The organism is Actinomadura sp. 21ATH, assembly GCF_041951345.1.
In the GTDB taxonomy this organism is placed as follows: domain Bacteria; phylum Actinomycetota; class Actinomycetes; order Streptosporangiales; family Streptosporangiaceae; genus Spirillospora.
On sequence record NZ_JBGNUR010000006.1, the window covers coordinates 152,273 to 174,567 of the forward strand.

Genomic DNA, 22,295 nt, shown 5'->3' on the forward strand with positions numbered 1-22,295 from the left:
ATAAGGCAGCCGCCCATCAGAGTTAGCACTACCATGGTTGGGCAGTACGGCTTGCGGGGCGACACCCTGGGGAACGCAAAAGGAGGGTCGGAGGCGTAAGCTGCCACGCCACGAACATGGGATCTGACCACCTGTGCAGGACGTTGCCGTGAGCACGTCCGTCATCGAGCCCGGCACGCGCCTCGCCGGTCGCTACCGTCTCGAGAAGCGCATCAAGGAGTCGGGCGGCTCCTCGTTCTGGAAGGCCATCGACGAGATCCTGGCCCGTGCCGTGGCCGTCCGGACCTTCGACCCCGACTTCCCTCGCATCGCCGAGGTGGTCACCTCCGCACGCGCCGCCAGCCGGCTCACCGACCCCCGCCTCACCCAGGTGTTCGACGCCGACGACAGCGGCGAGAGCGCGTACGTGGTGAGCGAGTGGGTCGCCGGCGAGACCCTGGAGCAGATGCTCCAGAAGGCCCCGCTGGAACCCGGCCGCGCCGCGACCCTCCTCTACGAAGCGGCCGAGGCCATCGCCGCGGCCCACGAGGCCGGCCTGGCACACCTGTGCCTGTCGCCCCGCGACCTGGTGTGGACGACCGGCGGCACCGTCAAGGTGCTCGGCATCGCCACCGACGCCGTCCTCGCCGACCGCTACTCCGACGAGCCCGCCCGGCGGGACGTCGAGAGCCTCGGCGGCATGCTGTACGCGGCGCTCACCGCGCACTGGCCCGGCGCCCCGGAGCGGTCGGCGCTGCCCGCCGCCCCGCAGGTCGACGGCACGGTCAAGGCGCCCCGCCAGGTCCAGGCGGGCGTCCCGTTCGCCGTGGACGCGATCGTCTGCCGCTGCCTCGGCATCGAGGTCGCGGGCCAGCAGCCGCTGGCCGACCCCGCCGAGCTGGCCAAGGCGCTTCGTGGCGTGCCGCGCACGCCGCTGCCGCTGTTCGCCGGCCTGGGCAGCGCGCAGCCGCCGGCGCCCACCCGGCACAACACGCAGGCGCGGACCCAGCACGTACCGCCGCCGTCCCGCCCGCCCGAGCGGCAGGCCCCCGGGCGGCAGCGTCCCGCGCAGCACCAGCATCCGCAGCAGGGCGGCCGCCGGCAGCCCGCGCCGCAGGGGCGCGCGCAGCGCGGCCCCCAGCACGCGGCGCAGCACGGGCAGCCGCCCGGCACCGGCACGCGGGGCACCATGCCCGCGTCGCCGCAGCGCCCCGGCGGGTTCAAGACGAGCAACCGCGCGCTGCTCGGCGTCGCCGCCGCCGCGCTCACCGTGATCGTCGGCCTGGGCGCCTGGGCCATCGGCAGCAGCGGCTCGTCCGGCGAGGGCGGGCAGCCCGGCGCCACCGACCAGCCCCGCACGTCGCGGCCCGCCGCGCCGCAGGCCGGCAAGCTCCCCGTCGCGAACGTCTCGCCCGCCGAGAAGGTCTCGCGCGGCAACGGTGACGACACCATCGGCAAGAACCTCAACGTCCTCACCGACGGCCGGAACGGGGAGGTCTGGGAGACCCAGACGTACGCCGACACCAACTTCGGCAACCTGGCCAAGGGCCTGGGCGTCGTCCTCGACATGGGCGGGGCCGTGGAGGTCAGCAGCGTCAAGGTCGCCACTCCCGCGGGCGGCGGCACCATCCAGGTCAGGGTGGGCGACCAGCGCGACATCGACGCGATGAGCGCGTTCGCCAGCCAGTCGCCGAACGCCGGCGAGACCTCGTTCAAGGGGTCCGCGCGGGCGACCGGGCGCTACGTGCTGGTCTGGTTCACCCAGCTGCCCTCGCCCCCGAAGGGCAAGATGAGCGAGATCACCGTGTACGGCGTCGCCAAGGGGTGACCGGTCCCGCCGTTCCGGCGCCGTACCGGCCGGTCGAAACGGTCCCCGTCGCGGATGACGTGGCGAGGACCGTCCCGTGAGGCGGTGCCAGTCGGTATCGTGCCTCTGAGCAGATTGTCCCCTTCCCCCAGGATTTCAGCGGTGTCGACGCGACCAGGCAGGATCGACCGCACGCATCCGGCATGGAGCGGCGCACACACTCGTGAGAGCGGGCGCTCATGACGTCGGTGAGCATGCAGCACGTGGACGAGGTACCGGACAAGGAGCTGCTCGCCCGGCATTCCCAGGGTGATCCGCACGCCTTCTCCGCGCTGGTGCACCGGCACCGGGACCGGATGTGGGCGGTCGCGCTGCGCACGCTCGGCGATCCCGAGGAGGCCGCGGACGCGCTGCAGGACGCGTGCCTGTCGGCGTTCCGCGCGGCCGGCCGGTTCCGCGGCGACGCGGCCGTCACCACCTGGCTGCACCGGATCGTGGTGAACGCCTGCCTCGACCGGATCCGCCGCAAGTCCGTCCGGCCCGCCACCCCGATGGGGGACGACGCCACCTTCGACGCGGTCGCGCCCAAGATGCCCGACCCGACCGACGCCCACGGGGTGTCGCTGGACGTCCGCACCGCGCTGGCGGAGCTGCCGTTCGAGCAGCGCGCCGCGCTCGTCCTGGTCGACATGATGGGCTATTCGGTCGACGACGCCGCGCAGGTCCTCGAGGTCCCGGCCGGAACGATCAAGAGCCGGTGCGCGCGCGGCCGCGCCCGGCTGGCGCCGCTTCTGATCCACCACAGGAACCGTCGGGACCGTAAGAACGTCTGAGGTGTGGAAGGAGGTGGCATGCCCAAATGAACCCCGCGCATTATGACTACGACACCCTGGCCGACCTGGCCGAGGGACTGCTCGAAGACGACCAGGCCGCCTCCGTCAACGCGCACCTCGAATCCTGCGCCGACTGCCGGGACCGATCCGCCGACCTTGCGGACGTCTCCCGGATCCTGGCGGAGGCTCCCGTCCCGTCCATACCCGCCGAGCTGGCGTCCCGCATCGATTCGGCCATAGCGGCCGAGTCGCTGAGCACCGCCACCGTGGTGAACCTGGAACAGAGACGTGGAAGGCGGCATTGGCGGATCCTCTCGGCCGCGGCGGCGACCGTGATCGTGCTAGGCGGTGGCGCCATCGCCGGCACGGTGGCCCTGGACGGGAACGAGCATCAGGCGACCGCGCCACCGCTCAGTGACAACCAGGACTCCGGCGCGAAAGGGAGCGCCGGCGACTCCAGGCCCAGCCCGTCCGAGATGATCGCTCCAGGCGAGCACGCCCCCGAGAAGCCCGCCTTCGAGGTCATCCGCAGCGGCACCGACTACCGCGCCGGCACCCTGGACCGGCAGGTCGACGGCGCGCTCGACCGGGGCGGCGAGCCGCGCTCCGCGGCCGGGCCGCCCGACGCCCGGCTGGCCGGCTGCGTCAGCGCCGTCACCGGGGGGAGGTCGCCCGAACTGGTCGACGCCGCGAAGTTCGACGGCGGCCCCGCCACCGTGATCGCGGCACCGGCCGGCGCCGCGGGCACGCTGGACGTCTGGGTCGTCGGCCCCGACTGCACCGCCCAGGACCCGCGCATCCTCAAGCGGGCGACGGTCCGCCGCGGCGGCTGAAGCGCCGCGACCATCCATCGCGTCCCCGGCCGCGGGCCCCCGTCCCGTGACCGGGAATCAGGCGAGCGCGACATCACGCCGCCGGTTCCGCTCGGAGAGACCCTCCGGGCGGGACCGGCGGCTTTCGTCTGCGGCCGCTGAACGCGTCCCCGCCGGGGCGGTTCCCGGTCAGAGGTCGTCGAGGAAGTCCTCGGCGATGGCCCAGGTGCGTTCGGCGGCCTCGGCGTCGTAGTCGTCGAGGTCCGGGTCGGTGTAGAGGTGGCCGGCGCCGCCGTACCGGTAGACCTCGACGTCCGCTCCGGCGCGGCGCATGCGCAGGTACCAGGCGTTGAGCCAGTCGACGGGCTCGTAGGTGTCGGGGTCGGCGACGTGCAGCTGGACGGCCAGTTCGGTGGACACGTCGTCGGCGAGGTCGGACGTGCCGTGCAGGAGCAGCAGGCCGCGGGCCTTGCCGTCGGCGAGGGCGAGGTTCTGGGCGATCGAGCCGCCCAGCGAGAACCCCGCGTACACCAGGCCCTGGCCGATGTGCGGCGCGGCGGCCGACACCGCGCGGCGCAGCAGCTCGTCCCGGCCGATCTCCTCCTTGATCGCGGCGCCCTCCTCGGGGTCGTCCACGACGCGCCCGTCGTACAGGTCGGGCACGTGGACGTCGTGGCCGGCCGCGCGCAGCCGGTCGGCCGCCGCGTGCACGGCGGGCCGCAGCCCGTACATCGAATGCAGCAGGAGGATCGGCGCCATGAGATCAGCCTAGGGCCGGAAAACCCCTGCTCGCGCGGTACGGGAATCACCGGGGCCTAGTATCGGTTGTCGCGACTGGCAGGCCGGGTCGCAACCGAGGGCGCGGCGGCCGGCGTCGCGGCCACGGGACGCCCGCCGGCACGCAGGGTGAACAGAGGAGAGGCACAGAACAGTGAGCGACGTCCGCAACGTCATCGTCATCGGCTCGGGCCCCGCCGGCTACACGGCCGCCATCTACGCGGCGCGCGGCGACCTCAAGCCGCTGGTCTTCGAGGGCTCGGTCACCGCCGGTGGCGCTCTGATGAACACCACCGACGTGGAGAACTTCCCCGGCTTCCCCAACGGGATCATGGGCCCCGACCTGATGGACGGGCTGCGCCAGCAGGCCGAGCGGTTCGGCGCGGAACTGATCGCCGACGATGTCACCGAGGTCGACCTGACCGCCGACCCCAAGATCGTCAAGGTGGGCGACGAGACGTACCGCGCCCGCGCGGTCATCGTGGCGACCGGCTCCGGGTACCGCGAGCTGGGCCTGGAGAACGAGAAGCGGCTGTCCGGCCGCGGCGTCTCCTGGTGCGCCACCTGCGACGGCTTCTTCTTCCGCGAGCAGGACATCGCCGTGGTCGGCGGCGGTGACACCGCGATGGAGGAGGCGATCTTCCTCACCAAGTTCGCCCGTTCGGTGACCGTGATCCACCGCCGCGACGAGCTGCGCGCCAGCAAGATCATGCAGGACCGCGCGTTCGCCAACGAGAAGATCAGGTTCCTCTGGAACAGCGAGGTCGCCGAGGTGCTCGGCGACGACCGCCTCTCCGGCGTGCGGGTCCGCGACACCCGGACCGGCGCCGAGAGCGAGCTGGAGATCACCGGCCTGTTCATCGCGATCGGCCACGACCCGCGCAGCGAGCTGTTCGACGGCCAGCTGGAGACCGACGCCGACGGGTACCTGCTCGTCGACGCCCCCACCACCCGTACCAAGATCCCCGGCGTGTTCGCCGCCGGCGACGTGGTCGACCACATCTACCGCCAGGCCATCACCGCGGCCGGCAGCGGCTGCTCGGCCGCCATCGACGCCGAGCGCTGGCTGCAGGACCAGGGGGCCGCCGAGACCGTGCCGCAGCCGCCCAAGGAACTGTCCCACCAGGGCTGATCAGAGAACGGAGATCCGATGAAAGCCGTGACCGACGCCGACTTCGAGGCCGAGGTGCTCAAGAGCGACAAGCCCGTGCTGGTCGACTTCTGGGCCGAATGGTGCGGTCCGTGCCGGATGGTCGCCCCGATCCTGGAGGAGATCTCCAAGGAGCACGGCGACAAGCTGGAGATCGTCAAGCTGAACATCGACGAGAACCCGAAGGTGCCGGCCCAGTACCAGATCCTCGGCATCCCCACGCTGAACGTCTACAAGAACGGCGAGGTCGTCAAGCAGATCCAGGGCGTCAAGCCCAAGGCCGCCCTGCTGCGCGAACTCGGCGAGTTCATCTGAGCCGCCCCTGAAGACCTCGCCCCCTCCCGCGGCGAGCGCGAGACGACGGGCCCGTACCGGACATCCGGTACGGGCCCGTCGCTTCGGTAACGCCCGCGGGACGCTGAGAGCGGCTCAGACGGGGCGGAGGGCGCCTTCTGGGGTCATGGAGCCCAGGAGGCGCTCCAGGGCCACCTCGACGTCCTCACGCCACGACAGGGCCGACTTGAGCTCCAGCCTGAGGCGCGGGTAGCGGTGATGCGGCCGTACGGTCTTGAAGCCGACCGACAGCAGGTAGTCGGCGGGGACCAGGCAGCCGCCCTCCTCGATCTTGAGGTCGCCGAACGCCTCGATCGCCTTCACCGCCCGCCGGGTGAGGTCCTTGGCCACGCCCTGCACGAGCATCCGGCCGAGCCCGCCGCCGGCGAACTCCGGCAGGATGTGCGCGGTCATCAGCAGCACGGCGTCGGCGCTGACGGGGCTGGTCGGGAACGCCACCGAACGCGGCACGTACAGCGGCGGCGCGTACATCACGAAACCCGCCGGGACGTCGTCGACATAGACGATCTTGCCGCAGCTGCCCCATTCCAGGAGCGTGGAGGAGATCCACGCCTCCTTCTCCAGCTCCGGCGCCCCCGCCTCGACGGCGCGGTCGCGGCTCACCGGATCGAGCTCCCAGAACACGCAGCGACGGCAGCGGCGCGGTAGATCGTCCAGATTGTCCAGCGTGATGTTGACGAGACGACGCGACACCGGAACAGCACCCCCTGCGGAAACGTGCGGTGCGCCACTTCGCGAGATTCCCGGCAACACTCGGGGATCCTCGGGCATCGTATCGGACAGGGCGCTTTCCGCCCGCGAACGGCGCGGCCCGGCCGCCCCGCCTCGTCGAGCATCAGGGCCTATGTCGTAGTTTGCAGTAACGTCCGAACACCCCGGAGGTGCCTCGTGGAACAGCACGCGCGTACAGACGCCTACTCCGACCGTTACGCAGCCCGTGCCGCCGGCATGGTGCCGTCGGAGATCCGGGCCCTGTTCGCGGTCGCTTCCCGGCCCGAGGTCGTCTCCCTGGCGGGCGGCATGCCGTACGTCTCCGCCCTCCCGCTGGACGCCGTGGGGCAGATGGTCGGCGACCTGATCGCGCGCAACGGCGCAGAGGTCCTCCAGTACGCGTCCGCGCAAGGCGACCCGCTGCTGCGGGAGCGCATCTGCGAGGTCATGTCCCTCGAAGGCATCCAGGCGTCCGCGGACGACGTCGTCGTCACCGTCGGCGCCCAGCAGGCGCTCGACCTCATCACCCGCATCTTCGTCGACCCGGGCGACGTCGTCCTGGCGGAGGCGCCCTCCTACGTCGGCGCGCTCGGCACGTTCGCCTCGTACCAGGCGGACGTCGTCCACGTACCGCTCGACGAGGGCGGCCTCATCCCGTCCGCGCTCCGCGAGACGCTGGAACGGCTCCGCCGCGAGGGGCGGCGGGTCAAGTTCCTCTACACCGTCCCCATGTTCCAGAACCCGGCCGGCGTCACGCTCACCGCCGCCCGCCGCGCCCAGGTCCTGGAGATCTGCGCCGAGTACGACGTCCTGATCCTGGAGGACAACCCGTACGGCCTCCTCGGCTTCGACGGCGAGCCCATGCGCGCCCTCCGCGCCGACGACGCCGAGCGCGTCATCTACCTCGGCTCGTTCTCCAAGACGATCGCCTCCGGCCTCCGCGTCGGCTGGTGCCTCGCGCCGCACGCCGTCCGCGCCAAGCTCGTCCTGGCGGCCGAGTCCGCCGTCCTGTGCCACCCGAGCTTCTCGCAGTTCGCCGTCCGCGAGTACCTCTCCACGCAGCCGTGGCAGGAGCAGATCAAGGACTTCCGCGAGCTGTACCGCGAGCGCCGCGACGCCATGCTCGAATCGCTGGACGCGATGATGCCCGAGGGCTGCACGTGGACCCGCCCCGCCGGCGGCTTCTTCGTCTGGCTCACCCTCCCCGAGGGCCTGGACGCCAAGGCGATGGCCCCGCGCGCCATCGCCGACCGCGTCGCGTACGTCCCCGGGACGGGCTTCTACGCCGACGGCGGCGGGCACCGGCACATGCGGCTGTCCTACTGCTACCCGGAGCCGCACCGCATCCGCGAGGGGGTCCGCCGGCTGGCCGCCGTGATCGAGCAGGAGATCCGGCTCCGCGACACCTTCGGCGGCGTCGGCGCGACCACCCCGAACGGGGTCGACACTCCCGGACCGGGCCTGGTCTGAAATCCCGTACAAGGCGCGCCGACTCCCCCATCCTGGAGCCGGCGCGCCTTTGCGAAAACCGTCAGGGCGAACCCCTGATTCCCGTTTAAGGAGCATCGTTGTGGAACTCGGCCATGTCGTCGTCCTGGCCGGAGGTCTCTCGTACGAGCGGGAGGTCTCCCTCCGCTCCGGCCGCCGTGTCGTGGACGCGCTGCGCGCCCTGGACGTCCCGGTCGAACTCCGCGACGCCGACGCCACGCTCCTGGACTCCCTCTCGAACGACCCGCCGGACGCCGTGCTCCCCGTCCTCCACGGCGCCGCCGGCGAGGACGGCGCGATCCGCGACGTCCTCGAACTCATGGGCGTCCCCTACGTCGGCTCCCGCCCCGACGCCTGCCGGGTCGCCTGGGACAAGCCCACCGCCAAGGCCGTCGTCCGCCAGGCGGGCCTGAACACCCCCGCCTCGGTCGCCCTCCCCAAGGAGGTCTTCCACGACCTCGGCGCCTCGTCCGTTCTCGACCACATCGTCCGCCGCCTGGGCCTGCCGCTCTTCGTCAAGCCCACCCGCGGCGGCTCCGCCCTCGGCGGCTCGGTCGTCCAGGAGGCCACCGAGCTCCCCGCCGCCATGGTCGGCTGCTTCGCGTACGGCGACGCCGCTCTCGTCGAGCAGTACATCTCCGGGACCGAGGTCGCCGTCTCCGTCATCGAACGCGACGGCTCCCCGCACGCCCTGCCCGCCGTGGAGATCGTCGCTGCCGGCGGGCGCTACGACTACACGGCCCGCTACGACGCCGGCGACACGGAGTTCATCACCCCCGCCCGGCTCACCCCCGAGGCCGCCGAACGCGCCACCCACGCCGCCGTGACGGCCCACCGGGCGCTGGGCCTCCGCGACCTCTCCCGTACGGACCTCATCATCGACGACTCGGGCGAGGCCCACTTCCTGGAAGTGAACGTGGCCCCCGGCATGACCGAGACGAGCCTCTTCCCGCGGGCGTTGACCGCGGCGTCCCTGGACCTCGGCTCCCTCTGCAAGAGCCTCCTCGCGAACGCCCGCTCCAGCACGTCCGTCTGAGCACGGCCACTCCCATTCGCAGAAGGCGCCGCACATCCCATGCGGCACTCGACCCCCCGATGTTTCCCGTGAAACATCCACCCACCCCCTCCCAATGTTTCCCGTGAAACATCGGCCCGCCGCCTCCGGACCGGCGGGTCTCGGCGGGTCAGGTGGCGTTCCTCAGCGCCCGGGAGCCGGGTGAGGTTTCCCGTGAAACATTCGCGCGTTGACGGCGGGGGAGAGGGCGGACATGGAAACGCCCCGGGCTTCGGCCCGGGGCGTTTCGCGGTTCGGTGGTTCAGAAGGCTTGGCCGCCCGGCTCGTCGTCCAGGGTCATGGCCTTGATGATGCGGTCGAGGTCCTCCATGGAGGCGAACTCCACCACGATCTTGCCCTTCTTGGTGCCCATGTCGACGCGGACCTTGGTCTCGTACCGGTCGGAGAGGCGATCGGCCAGCTCGCGGAGCTCGGGGGCCGTGGACTGCTTGCGGCGCTGCCGGGGCGCGGCCTTGGGGTCCTCGTCGACCTCGCGCAGGGCGACGATCTCCTCGACCGTCCGGACGGACAGCCCCTCGGCGACGATGCGGTGCGCGAGCTGCTCCTGCGCCTCGGTGCTCAGGCCCAGGAGGGCGCGGGCGTGGCCGGCGGTCAGGACGCCCGCGGCGAGGCGGCGCTGAACGTCCGGCGGGAGGTTCAGCAGGCGCAGCGTGTTGGTGATGTGCGGCCGGGAGCGCCCGATGCGCGTGGCGAGCTGCTCGTGGGTGGCGCCGAAGTCCTCCAGGAGCTGCTGGTACGCGGCGGCCTCTTCGATCGGGTTGAGCTGCTGCCGGTGGAGGTTCTCCATGAGGGCGTCACGGAGCATGTCGTTGTCGCCGGTGTCGCGGACGATCGCCGGGATGGCGTCCAGGCCGGCGATCTTCGAGGCGCGCAGCCGGCGCTCGCCCATGACGAGCTCATAGTCGTGCTCGGGGTCGTCGATGCGGCGCACGACGACCGGCTGGAGCAGGCCGACGATGGAGATCGACTCGGCGAGTTCGGCCAGGGGCTCCTCGGCGAACTCCTCGCGGGGCTGCCTGGGGTTGCGGCGGATGCGCTCCACCGGGATCTCGGCGAAGTGGGCACCGACCGGTGCGGGCTCCGCGGCGGGCGGAGCGGCCGCGGGCGTGCCGTTGGACGGCACGTCGCCGGGGTCCCCGGGGGCGGTGGCCGGGGGCGCCGCCGGCGGGCGGGTCGGGATGAGGGCGTCCAGGCCCCGGCCGAGGCCGGGCTGCCTGCGTCGCGGTTGGCTCACTCGGGCGCTCCCCGGTACGCCATCTCCGAGGCGGCCTCGCTGTAGGCGAGCGCGCCGCTGGAGCCCGGGTCGTACGTCATGACGGACTGCCCGTAGCTCGGCGCCTCGGACACCCGGACGCTCCGCGGGATCACGGTGTTGAGGACGACGTCACCGAAGTGGTTGCGGACGTCCTCGGCGACCTGCGCCGCGAGGCGGGTCCGGGCGTCGTACATCGTCAGCAGGATCGTCGAGACGACGAGCCCCTGGTTCAGGTGGGCCTTGACGAGGTCCACGGTACGGATCAGCTGGCCGAGGCCCTCCAGCGCGTAGTACTCGCACTGGATCGGGATGAGCAGCTCGTGCCCGCCGACGAGGGCGTTCACGGTGAGCAGGCCCAGCGAGGGCGGGCAGTCGATCAGGACGTAGTCGAACTTGCCCGTGTCGTACGCGCTCAGCGCCTTCTGCAGCCGCGACTCGCGGGCCACCTTCGAGACGAGTTCGATCTCGGCGCCGGCCAGGTTGAGGTTGGCGGGGGCGCAGTGCAGGTTCGGGATCTCGGGGGCCGCGACCACGATCTCGTCGAGCGGAAGATCCTCGATCAGGACTTCGTAGATCGACGGTACGTCGGCGTGGTGCTCGACGCCGAGGGCGGTCGATGCGTTCCCCTGCGGGTCCAGGTCGACGACGAGGACCTGGGCGCCGTGCATGGCCAGCGAGGCGGCGAGGTTGACCGAGGTGGTGGTCTTGCCCACGCCGCCCTTCTGGTTAGCGATGGTGATCACCCGGCACTCGGCCGGCCGCGGCCACTCCTTCTCCCGCCGCACCGGTCGTACCCGGCGGGCTGTTTCATGTGAAACCTTCGCGTCCTTCAGCGCTTCACGCACCAGTTCAGACTCCCCCTGAGATGGCCCGTTGCGCGGCCCGGGCGGCTCCTGTGCGCCACCGTTCGTCGGTACGTATCCGACGTTCTCCGCGGTTCCGGACGTCGTACTTCCCCACATCGCGTGTCCGGAGGGGAGGGCCTCCCCGCCGTCGCCGTTCGTTTGGGGGGATTCAACGGAGCGGTCAGGCCGGCCCGGTCCTGTGCTCATGAAGACCTCTTCTTCCTGGACCCTTTGGTGCGCCGGGGGGCGCGTTCCCGTTCGGCGACCACACGGACAAGCGTCGTCGGCGGGTCGACCATACCGCGCCCTACTTGGAGCAGTTCGGCGGAGCGGACACCGAAGCGCTTCAGTACGGGCTGCGCCTCCTCCAGCTCCATCGCGGCGCGCTCGCCCTTGAGCGCCAGCAGCTCCCCGCCGGGCCGCAGCAGCGGCAGCGCCCACTTCGCCAGCCGGTCGAGCGGTGCGACGGCGCGCGCGGTGGCGACGTCCATGGAGAACTCCTGGACGACCTCCTCGGCCCGCGCCCGGCGCACCTCGACGTTCGGCAGCTCCAGCATCTCCACGCATTCCTGGAGGAACGTCGTGCGGCGCAGCAGCGGCTCCAGGAGGGTGACGGAGAGGTCCGGCCGGACGATGGCCAGCACGATCCCGGGCAGGCCGGCACCGGAGCCGATGTCGACGACGCGCGCCTCGTCCGGTACGGCCTCGGCGACCACGGCACAGTTGATCAGGTGGCGTTCCCAGAGCCGATCGACCTCGCGCGGTCCGATCAGGCCACGCTCGACCCCGGCGCTCGCGAGGAACTCCGCATAGCGTTCCGCGACCGGCAGCGTTTCCCCGAAAACCTCACTCTGAATCCCCACCGTACGAATCGTTCCACATAAGGCCGGGACGGCGCACAGCACACACTGCTCCGGAAGCCATAGGAACCTTACGGATCGCCGTGCGGGCAAGGGCGCACGCATACTCCTCGCCCTCAGGGTAAGGAACGGGCAATGCCGACCACCTGATCACGGAAACGGAAGGAGGCTCCGAACCATGGGGATCGGAGTCAGTCTCGCCTTCATCGCCATCGGCGCGATCCTCGCGTTCGCGCTCCAGGTCGACCTCAGTGGAATCAACATCGATCTCGTGGGCTGGATCCTGATCCTGGTCGGCTTGGTCAGCATGTGGTTCACGTACAAGTACACCCGCCCGCGCCGCCGCGCGAACACGATGGCCGGCGCCGACCCGGGGTACGTGGAGGCCGAGGGCGCCGCGCCGGCCGAGACGGTCGTCCACGAGGAGCGGATCATCGAGCGTCCCGTCGACGGCCCGGTGGAGCGCGTCGAACGTGTGATCGAACGCCCGGTGCCGCCGCGCGACCGCACCACCCACTCCCAGCCGACCGGCCATCCGGCCCAGGACCCCGCGGTGGCGCAGGACCCGGCGATCGCCCAGGACCCGGCCCGGGAGAACGTCACCCCGACCCGCCGCCGTTCTCCGTTCCGCCGCTGATTTCCCGGTACGACCCGCTTTCGGGATATCGGATCGGGACGAAAAGGGCCGCGCCACGCGCGACTGAGAGCCGGAGCGCCGCCGCGCGCGACGACCCGGCTTTCAGGAGAATCGTTCTCCACGAACTTTTCGACCCCCTCCCACCCCCGGACGAGGACCCGAAAAAGCGAATCGCTCCGCGTCTCTTCCCGCCCGAGGCGGAAGGTGACACGGAGCGATTCGGGTGCGGGCCGCGAGTGCGGGCCCGCTGACGCGAACTACTCGGGGTGGACGACCACGTACCGGTCCGGCTCCTCGCCCTCGGACTCGCTGCGCAGCCCCGCGGCCGCGACCGCGTCGTGGACGATCTTGCGCTCGAACGGGGTCATCGGAGCCAGCGGCTTGGCCCTGCCCTCCTGCTTGACCTCGTTCGACACGTCCTGGCCCAGCTTGGTCAGCTCGGCGCGGCGGCGCTCGCGGTAGCCGCCGATGTCGAGCATCAGGCGGGAGCGGTTGCCGGTCTGCCGGTGGACGGCCAGGCGGGTGAGCTCCTGGAGTGCCTCCAGCACCTCGCCGCGCTTGCCCACCAGCTCGTCCAGGGCACCGCCGACGACGGCCACCATCGCGCGCTCGCCCTCGACGTCCATGTCGATGTCGCCGTCGTAGTCACCGATGTCCAGGAGACCCTCGATGTAGTCGGCGGCGATCTCGCCTTCCTGCTCCAGGGCCTGGACGTCGACCTCGGTGGTGTCGGTCTGGCTCAACGGGGTCTCCTTCTTCGGCGAGGACAGAGGTCAAAACTAGCGCTTCGGGCTGCCGCTGCGCTTGCTCCGCGACTTGCGCGTCGGCTGGTTGCGCACGACCTTCGGCTTGGGCTCCGGCTCCGGCGCGGGCTCGGGGTCCTTGCGGAGCTTGGCCTTGACGCCCGTCGACTTCGCCGGCGCCGCGTTCTTGCCGCCCTTGGCCGGGGCGCCCTTGCCGCCCTTGTCGGCGGAGCCGTTGCCGTCGCCGTTGGCGCCGATCGGCGGGTACTTGGAGTAGATGTAGTGCTGCTGCACAAGGGTCCAGCTGTTCGACGTCACCCAGTACATGAGGACGCCCAGCGGGAAGCCGAGGCCGAAGAGGCCGAACACCGGCGCCAGGAAGACCATCATCTTCTGCGCCTGCATCATCGGGTTGTTCTCGTCCGTGACCGGCTGGCGCTTCATGCTGGACCGCACGGTGAAGAACGTCGTGCAGGAGCTGATGATCACGGCGATGCCGGTGACGGTGATCGCGCTCCAGTTGCGCGGGTCGCCGCTCCAGGCGTTCAGGAACGTGTCCGGGATGTGCGCGCCGAGGATGTTGGCCTTCTGCGCGCTGTCCACCAGCTCGGACGTCATCGCGTAGACGCTCTGGCCCGGGTTCGCGTCCGAGATCTTGCGCAGGACGTTGAAGAGGCCGATGAACACCGGCATCTGCACCAGAAGTGGCAGGCAGCCCGACAGCGGGTTGGCGCCGTTCTCCTGGTAGAGCTTCATGACCTCCTGGTTCATGCGCTGCTTGTCGTTCTTGTACTTCTTGCGCAGCGCCTGAACCTTGGGGTTCAGCTCTTGCATCTTCCGGGAGGCGTGGATCTGTTTGACGAACAGCGGCACCATCAGCAGGCGCAGCAGCACCGTCAGCAGGATGATGGAACCGCCCCACGCCCATCCACTGTCCTTGGGGACGACAGTGCTCAGCCCCGTGTGAATCCACACGATCAGCTGGGCGACGATTCCGTACAACCAGTCAAGCACCGGGCAGCTCCTTGGGCTCTGCTAGGGCGGGGCCGCTCTCCGCGCGGCCGGAGTCTGTGGAGGGGGCAGCGCCCTTCGCGGACGGTACGGGGTCGTACCCGCCGCGATTGAAGGGGTGACACCGGCCGATCCGGCGCGCGGTCAGCCAGCTGCCGCGCAGCGCGCCGTGCACCTGGAGGGCCTCCAGGCCGTACGCGCTGCAGGTGGGCTGGAAGCGGCACTGCTGTCCGAGCAGGGGGCTCAAGAAGCGGCGGTAGGCACGGACGAGGAGCATGAGCGCACGGGCCGCCGGGCTGACGCCTCCGGCCGCGCGCTCCGAGGGGGACCGCCCCTCTGGATGGCTCGTCATCTCCGCCCCTTGGACGTGGGCCGCAGCAGCCGGTCGAGCGCCGACTCGAGATCCGCGGCCAGGTCGTCGTTGCGCGCCGCACCCGCGGCGGGATTGGCGCGCACTACGAGCAGGCTACCCCGCGGCAGCCGGTGGAGGTGATCCCGCACCAGGTGCCGGAGCCGCCGGCGGGCGCGGTTGCGGACGACCGCGTTCCCCACCGTACGGGCCACGATGAAGCCGACCAGGGGGTCGGCCTCGCCGTCGGGAACGTCGTCCCGGCGGAGCAGATGCACGACGACGGTCGGCCGTCCCGCGCGGCGCCCGCGCCGGACGGCCAGGGTGAACTCGTCCCGCCGCCGCATCCGGTTACCGGAGGGCAGCATGCGAGGGGAGAGGTCAGACCGCGATGCGGGAGCGGCCCTTGCCGCGCCGCGAGGAAATGATGGCGCGCCCGGCGCGGGTGCGCATGCGCAGCCGGAAGCCGTGCTTCTTGTGGCGGCGACGGTTGTTCGGCTGGAAAGTACGCTTGCTCACTCGATGCTCCAGTGCTGCGGTCGGCTTGATTGACAGGCGCGATGGCTCGCATCGAGGGCCGCGTCCGGTCCCCCGCAGCGGGGGCCCGTCCGTGCCTGCCCGGGTCTCTCGGCGAGATGGTGGGACAAGACGGCGGGCACGCGTCATCTCCGTCGATGCGACTCGACCTCAGAACGTTACGGGCTACCAGGGCACACGGTCAAACGGAGCGGGGGTGTACGGCGGGAAGTGAATATCACATCGCCGCCATTCCAGGCCCTGTGGACGCCGCCGGCCGGGGCGCGCCTCTCCGTGCTCCCGAGGCCGGGCCGGGCGCGAATCCACCCGAAGTTCGCATGGCCTTCTTCCGGTTGCAGCCGAACATCGGGCTCGCTAGTGTCTTCCGAGCCGGTCGGCGCCCGTCCATCGGATCGCACCGGCCCGAAGTCTCCGAAGTCTTTCCACACCCGCCGCGTCGCGGGTACCTTCGCAAGCTCCTTCGTACGACTCTTCCTCGCACGTCCCTGTTCGACCCCCTTGCACGTCATCTCCGAGTCCTAGCGCCATCCCCCGGGTGGTGCCGTTCGTGCTCTGCCGGCGCGCCGTGCCGACTTATGCACAGGGCTCCCCATGTTCATGCACAGCGTGTGGACAACTCTGTGGACAACTCGTGAGAGAGTAAGTTCTCCGCGCCGTTCCGAGCCCAGCGGGACCACCGGGACGCGGCGCGGGCCATGGGGAAGCCGGGCAGTTCGGGTGCTCCGGATACGGAGTCGTTGGGGAGGGGACCTTGCGCATGGACGGTCAGGATCTCGCGTCGGTCTGGACCCGCACCCTTACCGCCCTGTCCGAGGGGGAGCTTCCGCCGAGCTACCGCGCGTGGCTTCCGATGGTCCGGCCGCTGGCCCTGGTCGAGGGCACGGCGCTGCTCGCCGCCCCCAACGAGTTCGCCAAGGACGCGCTGGAGACGCGGCTCCGCAACCTGATCACGCAGGCGCTCTCGCACGAGCTGGGCCGCGAGATCCGCGTCGCGGTGACCGTCCAGCCGGAGCCGCCGGCCGGCGCCGGAGCCGAGCCCGGCCCGGCCCACCACGACCGGCCGCCCGACTCCTTTACCGAACGGCCTTACTCCCCGGAGCAGTCTTACGGCGAGGGCCGCCCCTTCGAGGAACGGCCGTACGAGGACCGCCCATTCGGCGAGCCGCAGTACAGGGAACAGCCGTACGAGTCCTATGGGGACCGTTCCTATCCCGAACACGGCTATGGAGGGCCGCCCCAAGGAGGCTCTATCCACAGCCCTGGGGGAAGCGGTGGATATCCCGTCCAGGAAGAGGACCGCGGCTGGCCTCAGGGTGGGGATTCCGAGCACGGCGGTGGATATCCGCCGGCGCCGTCCCGCCCTCCCGCGTACGGCGGCGGCCCCCGCGGCGGCGGGCCCTTCGAGGGGCGCGGCTCACGCGGCGGCTATCCCGGAATGGGCGGCGGGAACGGCTCGGAAGGGTTCGAGGGATACGAGGGCTTCGAGGGATACGGGCCCGGCGGTCCCGGCGGTGAGGGCCGTGGCGGACGGCATGGGCAGCAGCCCTTGCAAGGACCCGCTCCTTCCCATCTGAACGACCGCACTCTGGGCGCCCCTCCGGCCCGCAACGGGGAGAACCAGAACGAGCCGCCGCGCGGCCGTACCAAGAACGACGACGCTTTCCCGCAAGGGCAGGGCGCCGAATCGTTCCGGGGCGAGGAGCCCTCCTATAGAGGAGAGGGTTCCGCGTTCCGTGACGATGAGGCGATGGGCGCCATGCCGGAGCCCCGCACCGGAGGCGGCCCTTCGGGCGGCGGCTCCGGGGGCGGCAGCGGCGGAGCCGGGGGCGGCGGCAACCCCGCTCCCAGCGCCGAGCACGCCCGGCTGAACCCGAAGTACACGTTCGAGACGTTCGTCATCGGGTCGTCCAACCGGTTCGCCCACGCTGCGGCGGTGGCGGTCGCCGAGCAGCCGGCGAAGGCGTACAACCCGCTGTTCATCTACGGCGACTCCGGGCTGGGCAAGACCCACCTGCTGCACGCCATCGGGCACTACGCGCAGAGCCTCTTCAACGGGGCGCGGGTGCGGTACGTGAGCTCCGAGGAGTTCACCAACGACTTCATCAACTCGATCCGGGACGGCAAGGCGGACGGGTTCCGCCGCAGGTACCGGGACGTGGACATCCTCCTCGTCGACGACATCCAGTTCCTTGAGGGCAAGGAGCAGACGCAGGAGGAGTTCTTCCACACCTTCAACACCCTGCACAACGCGAGCAAGCAGATCGTGATCTCCAGTGATCGGCCGCCCAAAGAGCTGGTGACGCTGGAGGATCGGCTGCGCAACCGGTTCGAGTGGGGGCTGACCACCGACGTGCAGCCGCCCGAGCTGGAGACCCGGATCGCGATCCTGCAGAAGAAGGCCCGGCAGGAGGGCCTGGCGGCGCCGCCGGACGTGCTGGAGTTCATCGCCTCGCAGATCGCGACGAACATCCGCGAGCTGGAGGGGGCGCTGATCCGGGTGACCGCGTTCGCCAGCCTCAACCGGCAGTCGGTGGACATGAAGCTGGCGGAGATCGTCCTGAAGGACCTGATCCCCAACGACTCCGGCCCCGAGATCACCGCCGCGATGATCATGGCGCAGACGGTCGAGTACTTCGGGACGACGATCGAGGACCTGTGCGGCCCGTCCCGGTCCCGGATGCTGGTGACCGCCCGCCAGATCGCGATGTACCTGTGCCGCGAGCTGACCGAGCTGTCGCTGCCCAAGATCGGCCAGCAGTTCGGCGGCCGCGACCACACGACCGTCATGCACGCCGAACGCAAGATCCGGTCGCTGATGGCCGAGCGCCGCGCGATCTACAACCAGGTCACCGAGCTGACCGGGCGGATCAAGCACCAGGCCCGCAAGCGCTGATCCCCGCCCGTCCCGCCCCGGTCGCCGCCACTGGTGACGGCCGGCCCGTACGGGCTTGTCCACAACGTGGATAACCTCTGGCGCGCCCTCTCCCGCGAGGTGGACAACCGTTCCGCACAGGATCCGAGGCTGTGGACGGCCGTGGCGCGCGACACGCCGAGCGAAGCGCCCCTGGACCCACAACCTGGGGAAAACTCTGGGGATCCCGGTGGATAGTCGGGGGACAACCTGCGGACAACCTGAGGACGGATGGTGGATGGTTTGTGGACCGGCCGTGGACGGCTACCGGCATCATGGGGACGCGCACGTGGACAACCTGGGGACGCCCTGGGGACGGGTGGGGACGGAGCCCGCGGCGGGCCCGCCGCGCCGTGCACACCCGTGGAGAGGCGTGGACGACCTGCGGAAAACCCGTGGACAACCGGGGGATGAGGTGAGGATGACGTGTGGGGACAGATTCTCCGTCCTCAGGCGGCGCTCGCCCGTCCACGGGCAGTGCACAGCCCCGGTGGACAAAAACAGGCCCTCGACCTGGGAGGACACCGCTTGTCCACACTATCCACGGCCCCTATGACGAGTACTGCTCTCTTTATCTATCCAAGAAAAGATCCCTCTCAACTCAGGGCCTGGGGATGAGCGCGCCGAGCGCGCGGATTCCCGAGGCGCGCCCCACCGTTGAACCGAAACCTGCAGGAGGCGGGTCCCCGTGAAGTTCCGCATCGACAGAGACGCCCTCGCCGACGCCGTGGCCTGGACGGCCCGGACGCTTCCGGTACGGCCCCCGGTGGCCGTGCTCGCCGGCATGCACCTGGAGGCCGGCGGTGAGGGCAACGGCGACCGCCTCAAGCTCTCGGCGTTCGACTACGAGGTGTCCGCTCAGGTCGCCACCGACATCGACGTGGAGGAGGCGGGGAGCGCGCTGGTGTCCGGCCGCCTCCTGGCCGAGATCTCGCGCAGCCTTCCTCCACACCCTGTGGAGGTGACCACGGACGGGGCCAAGGTGATGCTCCGCTGCGGCAGCGCGAAGTTCACACTCCTCACCATGCCTGTGGAGGACTACCCGACGCTGCCGGAGATGCCGCCGGCCGCCGGGTCCGTGGGGAGCGACGAGTTCGCCGCCGCCGTCAACCAGGTCGCCATCGCCGCCGGCAAGGACGACACGATCCCCATGCTCACCGGCGTGCGGGTGGAGATCGAGGGCGAGACGGTCACGCTGGCCGCCACCGACCGCTACCGGCTGGCCGTCCGGGAGATGCACTGGAAGCCGGACCGCCCCGACTTCTCCGCCGTCGCCCTGGTGCCCGCCAAGACGCTCGCCGACACCGCCAAGTCGCTGACCACCGGCGCCGAGGTCTCGATCGCGCTCGGCGGCGCGGGCGCGGCCGGCGACGGCATGATCGGCTTCGCGGGCGGCGGCCGCCGCACGACGTCGCGGCTGCTGGACGGCGACTTCGTCAAGTACCGCTCGCTGCTGCCCAGCGAGTACGCGGGCCTCGCCGAGATCCAGACCGGCCCGTTCATCGAGGCCGTCAAGCGGGTGTCCCTGGTCGCCGAGCGGAACACCCCTGTACGGCTCTCGTTCAGCCAGGGAGAGGTCGTCCTGGAGGCCGGGACCGGGGATGAGGCCCAGGCCGTGGAGGCGCTGGAGGCGACGCTTGAGGGCGACGACATCGACATCGCATTCAACCCCGGGTTCCTGCTCGACGGCCTGGCGGCGATCGGCTCGGACGTGGCGCGGCTGTCGTTCACGACCCCGACCAAGCCGGCGGTCCTGACCGGCAAGCCCCCGCAGGACGGCGAGAACCCCAACTACCGCTACCTGATCATGCCCGTCCGCCTCTCCGGCTGAGCGGCCGGGCAGGCTGGTCGCGCGTCCATGCGTAGGCGTACGTGTGCGGGTACTCCTAGGCGCGGACAGCCATGCGCGAAAGGGTCACGCCGGTCCTCCGGCGGTCGACGACGTAGAACGCTGAACACGGCAGGGACAGGGGAGAAGCAATGGAGCTGGGGATCATCGGCCTGGGCAAGATGGGCGCCAACATGGCCGAGCGGTTGCGCCGCGGCGGGCACACCATCGTGGGGTACGACCGCGACCCTGACATCAGCGACGTCGCCTCGGTGGAGGAGCTGGTCGGACGGCTTTCCGCGCCGCGTGCCGTGTGGGTGATGGTGCCCGCGGGCGGCCCGACCCAGGAGACGATCAACAAGCTCGGGGACGTCCTGGACGCCGGCGACATCGTCGTCGACGGCGGCAACTCGCACTATGTGGACGACCAGAAGCACGGCGAGGAGCTGGCCGCCAAGGGCATCGGGTTCGTCGACTGCGGGGTGAGCGGCGGCGTGTGGGGGCTGGAGAACGGCTACGCCCTCATGGTCGGCGGCGACGAGGAGAACGTGAAGCGGCTGATGCCGATCTTCGAGACGCTCAAGCCGGAGGGCGACTACGGCTTCGTGCACTCGGGCAAGATCGGCGCCGGCCACTTCGTGAAGATGGTCCACAACGGCATCGAGTACGCGATGATGCAGGCGTTCGGCGAGGGCTGGGAGCTGATCGAGGCGAGCGACGTGGTGACCAACGCCGCCGAGACGTTCCGCAGCTGGGAGCAGGGCACCGTCATCCGGTCGTGGCTGCTGGACCTGATGAACCGCGCGCTCCAGGACGATCCACAGCTCGACGAGATCCGTGGATACGCCAACGACTCCGGCGAGGGCCGCTGGACCGTCCAGGCCGCCGTCGACCACGCCGTCCCGCTGCCCGCCATCACGGCCTCCCTGTACGCGCGCTTCGCCTCCCGCCAGGAGGACTCCCCCGCGATGAAGGTCGTGGCGGCCCTGCGCAACCAGTTCGGCGGCCACGCCGTCGAGTCCGCGAAGGGCGCCGACTCCCCCGGCGCCGACGTGGAGGCCCCGCCCATGTGACGCGGGCGCCGTCCACAGGCTGTGGACGCGCCCGGCTCCCGCGCGGGCCCCTGCCTGCGTCGTCCCATAGGGCGGGAGGCTCTACTCTCTTTCGGGTGCACGTTGCCCACCTGTCGCTCCAGGACTTCCGCTCCTACGCCACCGCAGAGGTCGCGCTGGAGCCGGGGGTCACGGCGTTCGTGGGGCCGAACGGGCAGGGCAAGACCAACCTGGTCGAGGCCATCGGGTACGTGGCGTCGCACGGCAGCCACCGCGCGGCCACGGACGCCCCGCTGGTGCGCCAGGGCGCGCCGCGGGCGATCGTGCGCGCCGGGGTGGTGAAGGACGACCGCAAGGCCCTGATCGAGCTGGAGATCAACCCGGGGAAGGCCAACCGGGCGCGGCTCAACCGCTCGCCCGTCCCCAGGCCGCGCGAGATCCTGGGGATGCTGCGGACCGTGCTGTTCGCGCCCGAGGACCTCTCCCTGGTGAAGGGCGACCCGGGGGAGCGGCGGCGCTTCCTGGACGAGCTGCTGACGGCGCGCGCGCCGAGGTTCGCGGGCGTGCGCTCCGACTACGACCGGGTCCTGAAGCAGCGGAACGCCCTGCTGAAGTCGGCGGCGGCCCATCGGCGCTCCCCTGGGCCCGAGGTGCTGGCGACGCTCGACGTGTGGGACTCGCACCTCGCGCGCACGGGGGCGGAGCTGCTCGCCGCCCGGCTGGAGCTCGTCGCGGCGCTGCGCCCGCTCGTCGCGCGCTCGTACGCGGCGCTCGCCCCTGACAGCGGGATCGCCGATCTCATCTACAGGAGCTCGCTGGGCGACGTCGAGTTGTCCACAGACCGTGCACAGCTCGCGGAGCAGCTTCTCGGCGGTGTGGCCGAGGCGCGCCGGCAGGAGATGGAGCGCGGGGTCAGCCTCGTGGGGCCGCATCGGGACGAGCTCGTACTGCGGCTGGGGGAGCTGCCCGCGCGCGGATACGCCAGCCATGGGGAGTCGTGGTCGTTCGCCCTGGGGCTGCGGCTCGCCGCGTTCGATCTGCTGCGCGCGGACGGGGACGATCCCGTCCTGATCTTGGACGATGTGTTCGCCGAGCTGGACACGGGCCGGCGTGACCGGCTGGCCACGATGGTGGCGCCGGCGGAGCAGGTTCTCATCACCGCGGCCGTCCCCGCCGACGTCCCGGCCGAGCTGACGGGCGGCTCGTACACCGTCGCGGGCGGGCGGGTCACACGTGAGCAAGGGGAGCGCGAGCACGGTGATCGCCAGCACGGTGATCGCG

The 22,295-nt window shown here is 71.1% G+C and carries 21 protein-coding genes and 1 pseudogene; 12 read left to right on the plus strand and 10 right to left on the minus strand.

The genetic code is table 11. The annotated features are described in order from the left end of the window. Positions 1-148: 148 nt before the first annotated feature. The 3 genes from ACA361_RS20185 (at position 149) to ACA361_RS20195 (ending at position 3,452) form a co-directional block, all read left to right on the plus strand. On the plus strand, positions 149-1,807 hold the full coding sequence (locus tag ACA361_RS20185; protein ID WP_375013820.1) for an AMP-binding protein: 1,659 nt from the start codon (positions 149-151) through the stop codon (positions 1,805-1,807). 218 nt (positions 1,808-2,025) lie between these two features. Next, positions 2,026-2,619 (plus strand): RNA polymerase sigma factor SigM, encoded by a 594-nt coding sequence (gene sigM / locus ACA361_RS20190; RefSeq protein WP_375013822.1) that lies wholly within the window; start codon positions 2,026-2,028, stop codon positions 2,617-2,619. Positions 2,620-2,645: 26 nt separating this feature from the next. Then, entirely contained in the window at positions 2,646-3,452 is an 807-nt protein-coding gene (locus tag ACA361_RS20195) for a hypothetical protein (RefSeq protein ID WP_375013824.1), read from the plus strand. A 168-nt stretch (positions 3,453-3,620) separates the two neighbouring features. Here ACA361_RS20195 and ACA361_RS20200 read toward each other — a convergent pair whose 3' ends face one another. Continuing rightward, positions 3,621-4,190, minus strand: a complete 570-nt coding sequence (locus ACA361_RS20200; RefSeq protein WP_375013826.1) for a dienelactone hydrolase family protein — start codon at positions 4,188-4,190, stop codon at positions 3,621-3,623. 172 nt (positions 4,191-4,362) lie between these two features. Between ACA361_RS20200 and trxB the strand changes: the two genes are divergently transcribed. Beyond that, positions 4,363-5,340, plus strand: a complete 978-nt coding sequence (trxB, locus tag ACA361_RS20205; RefSeq protein WP_375013828.1) for a thioredoxin-disulfide reductase — start codon at positions 4,363-4,365, stop codon at positions 5,338-5,340. Between the two features lie 18 nt (positions 5,341-5,358). Next, on the plus strand, positions 5,359-5,673 hold the full coding sequence (gene trxA / locus ACA361_RS20210) for a thioredoxin (RefSeq protein ID WP_375013830.1): 315 nt from the start codon (positions 5,359-5,361) through the stop codon (positions 5,671-5,673). A 114-nt stretch (positions 5,674-5,787) separates the two neighbouring features. On the opposite strand, the gene ACA361_RS20215 is transcribed toward trxA, so the two are convergent. Further along, the gene (locus tag ACA361_RS20215) at positions 5,788-6,405 is read right to left on the minus strand and encodes a GNAT family N-acetyltransferase (protein WP_375013832.1); all 618 of its coding nucleotides are present in this window, start codon (positions 6,403-6,405) and stop codon (positions 5,788-5,790) included. Between the two features lie 255 nt (positions 6,406-6,660). Between ACA361_RS20215 and ACA361_RS20220 the strand changes: the two genes are divergently transcribed. Continuing rightward, positions 6,661-7,893: a PLP-dependent aminotransferase family protein gene (locus tag ACA361_RS20220; protein ID WP_375014233.1), complete on the plus strand. Its 1,233-nt coding sequence runs from the start codon at positions 6,661-6,663 to the stop codon at positions 7,891-7,893. A 100-nt stretch (positions 7,894-7,993) separates the two neighbouring features. After that, positions 7,994-8,947: a D-alanine--D-alanine ligase gene (locus ACA361_RS20225; protein WP_375013834.1), complete on the plus strand. Its 954-nt coding sequence runs from the start codon at positions 7,994-7,996 to the stop codon at positions 8,945-8,947. A gap of 280 nt (positions 8,948-9,227) precedes the next feature. On the opposite strand, the gene ACA361_RS20230 is transcribed toward ACA361_RS20225, so the two are convergent. From ACA361_RS20230 to rsmG, 3 genes are all read right to left on the minus strand, one after another. Continuing rightward, positions 9,228-10,220, minus strand: coding sequence for a ParB/RepB/Spo0J family partition protein (locus ACA361_RS20230; protein ID WP_375013836.1), 993 nt, complete (start codon positions 10,218-10,220; stop codon positions 9,228-9,230). Beyond that, positions 10,217-11,086 carry a ParA family protein gene (locus ACA361_RS20235; protein ID WP_375013838.1) on the minus strand — a complete coding sequence of 290 codons (870 nt, stop codon included), beginning with the start codon at positions 11,084-11,086 and terminating at the stop codon, positions 10,217-10,219. The genes ACA361_RS20230 and ACA361_RS20235 overlap by 4 nt, the downstream gene beginning before the upstream one ends. Before the next feature lie 203 nt (positions 11,087-11,289). Further along, the gene (gene rsmG, locus ACA361_RS20240) at positions 11,290-11,949 is read right to left on the minus strand and encodes a 16S rRNA (guanine(527)-N(7))-methyltransferase RsmG (RefSeq protein ID WP_375013840.1); all 660 of its coding nucleotides are present in this window, start codon (positions 11,947-11,949) and stop codon (positions 11,290-11,292) included. Between the two features lie 175 nt (positions 11,950-12,124). Here rsmG and ACA361_RS20245 point away from each other — a divergent pair, with 175 nt between their 5' ends. Continuing rightward, positions 12,125-12,583, plus strand: a complete 459-nt coding sequence (locus ACA361_RS20245) for a DUF6458 family protein (protein WP_375013842.1) — start codon at positions 12,125-12,127, stop codon at positions 12,581-12,583. Positions 12,584-12,840: 257 nt separating this feature from the next. Here ACA361_RS20245 and ACA361_RS20250 read toward each other — a convergent pair whose 3' ends face one another. Genes ACA361_RS20250 through rpmH form a run of 5 tightly spaced genes read right to left on the minus strand, consistent with a single transcriptional unit; the run spans position 12,841 to position 15,205 of the window. Next, positions 12,841-13,326 (minus strand): protein jag, encoded by a 486-nt coding sequence (locus tag ACA361_RS20250; protein WP_375013844.1) that lies wholly within the window; start codon positions 13,324-13,326, stop codon positions 12,841-12,843. A gap of 36 nt (positions 13,327-13,362) precedes the next feature. Further along, positions 13,363-14,340: a membrane protein insertase YidC gene (yidC, locus tag ACA361_RS20255; RefSeq protein ID WP_375013846.1), complete on the minus strand. Its 978-nt coding sequence runs from the start codon at positions 14,338-14,340 to the stop codon at positions 13,363-13,365. Next, entirely contained in the window at positions 14,333-14,689 is a 357-nt protein-coding gene (gene yidD, locus ACA361_RS20260; RefSeq protein ID WP_375013848.1) for a membrane protein insertion efficiency factor YidD, read from the minus strand. Before yidD ends, yidC begins: the two co-directional genes overlap by 8 nt. Continuing rightward, on the minus strand, positions 14,686-15,054 hold the full coding sequence (rnpA, locus tag ACA361_RS20265; RefSeq protein WP_375013850.1) for a ribonuclease P protein component: 369 nt from the start codon (positions 15,052-15,054) through the stop codon (positions 14,686-14,688). The genes yidD and rnpA overlap by 4 nt, the downstream gene beginning before the upstream one ends. 13 nt (positions 15,055-15,067) lie before the next feature. Further along, positions 15,068-15,205, minus strand: coding sequence for a 50S ribosomal protein L34 (gene rpmH, locus ACA361_RS20270; RefSeq protein WP_366618605.1), 138 nt, complete (start codon positions 15,203-15,205; stop codon positions 15,068-15,070). Between the two features lie 775 nt (positions 15,206-15,980). On the opposite strand from rpmH, the gene dnaA reads away from it, so the two are divergent. The 4 genes and pseudogenes from dnaA to recF all read left to right on the plus strand — a co-directional run. Next, on the plus strand, positions 15,981-18,116 hold the full coding sequence (gene dnaA, locus ACA361_RS20275; RefSeq protein ID WP_375013851.1) for a chromosomal replication initiator protein DnaA: 2,136 nt from the start codon (positions 15,981-15,983) through the stop codon (positions 18,114-18,116). A 706-nt stretch (positions 18,117-18,822) separates the two neighbouring features. After that, a complete protein-coding gene (gene dnaN, locus ACA361_RS20280; protein ID WP_375013853.1) occupies positions 18,823-19,965 on the plus strand; it encodes a DNA polymerase III subunit beta in 1,143 nt (380 codons plus the stop codon). Positions 19,966-20,114: 149 nt separating this feature from the next. Further along, complete coding sequence (gene gnd, locus ACA361_RS20285) at positions 20,115-21,035, plus strand: phosphogluconate dehydrogenase (NAD(+)-dependent, decarboxylating) (RefSeq protein WP_375013855.1); 921 nt, start codon at positions 20,115-20,117, stop codon at positions 21,033-21,035. 95 nt (positions 21,036-21,130) lie between these two features. Next, positions 21,131-22,255: pseudogene (recF, locus tag ACA361_RS20290) on the plus strand (DNA replication/repair protein RecF); the annotation flags it as partial. Positions 22,256-22,295 lie beyond the last annotated feature (40 nt).

Bases quoted from the DNA above. Each gene is read 5' to 3' on its own strand.
- ACA361_RS20195 (WP_375013824.1), top strand. From the start codon at position 2,646: ATGAACCCCGCGCATTATGACTACGACACCCTGGCCGACCTGGCCGAG.
- yidD (WP_375013848.1), bottom strand. From the start codon at position 14,689: ATGACGAGCCATCCAGAGGGGCGGTCCCCCTCGGAGCGCGCGGCCGGA.
- rnpA (WP_375013850.1), bottom strand. From the start codon at position 15,054: ATGCTGCCCTCCGGTAACCGGATGCGGCGGCGGGACGAGTTCACCCTG.
- ACA361_RS20220 (WP_375014233.1), top strand. From the start codon at position 6,661: ATGGTGCCGTCGGAGATCCGGGCCCTGTTCGCGGTCGCTTCCCGGCCC.
- ACA361_RS20245 (WP_375013842.1), top strand. From the start codon at position 12,125: ATGGGGATCGGAGTCAGTCTCGCCTTCATCGCCATCGGCGCGATCCTC.
- ACA361_RS20200 (WP_375013826.1), bottom strand. From the start codon at position 4,190: ATGGCGCCGATCCTCCTGCTGCATTCGATGTACGGGCTGCGGCCCGCC.
- sigM (WP_375013822.1), top strand. From the start codon at position 2,026: ATGACGTCGGTGAGCATGCAGCACGTGGACGAGGTACCGGACAAGGAG.
- trxA (WP_375013830.1), top strand. From the start codon at position 5,359: ATGAAAGCCGTGACCGACGCCGACTTCGAGGCCGAGGTGCTCAAGAGC.
- dnaA (WP_375013851.1), top strand. From the start codon at position 15,981: ATGGACGGTCAGGATCTCGCGTCGGTCTGGACCCGCACCCTTACCGCC.
- gnd (WP_375013855.1), top strand. From the start codon at position 20,115: ATGGAGCTGGGGATCATCGGCCTGGGCAAGATGGGCGCCAACATGGCC.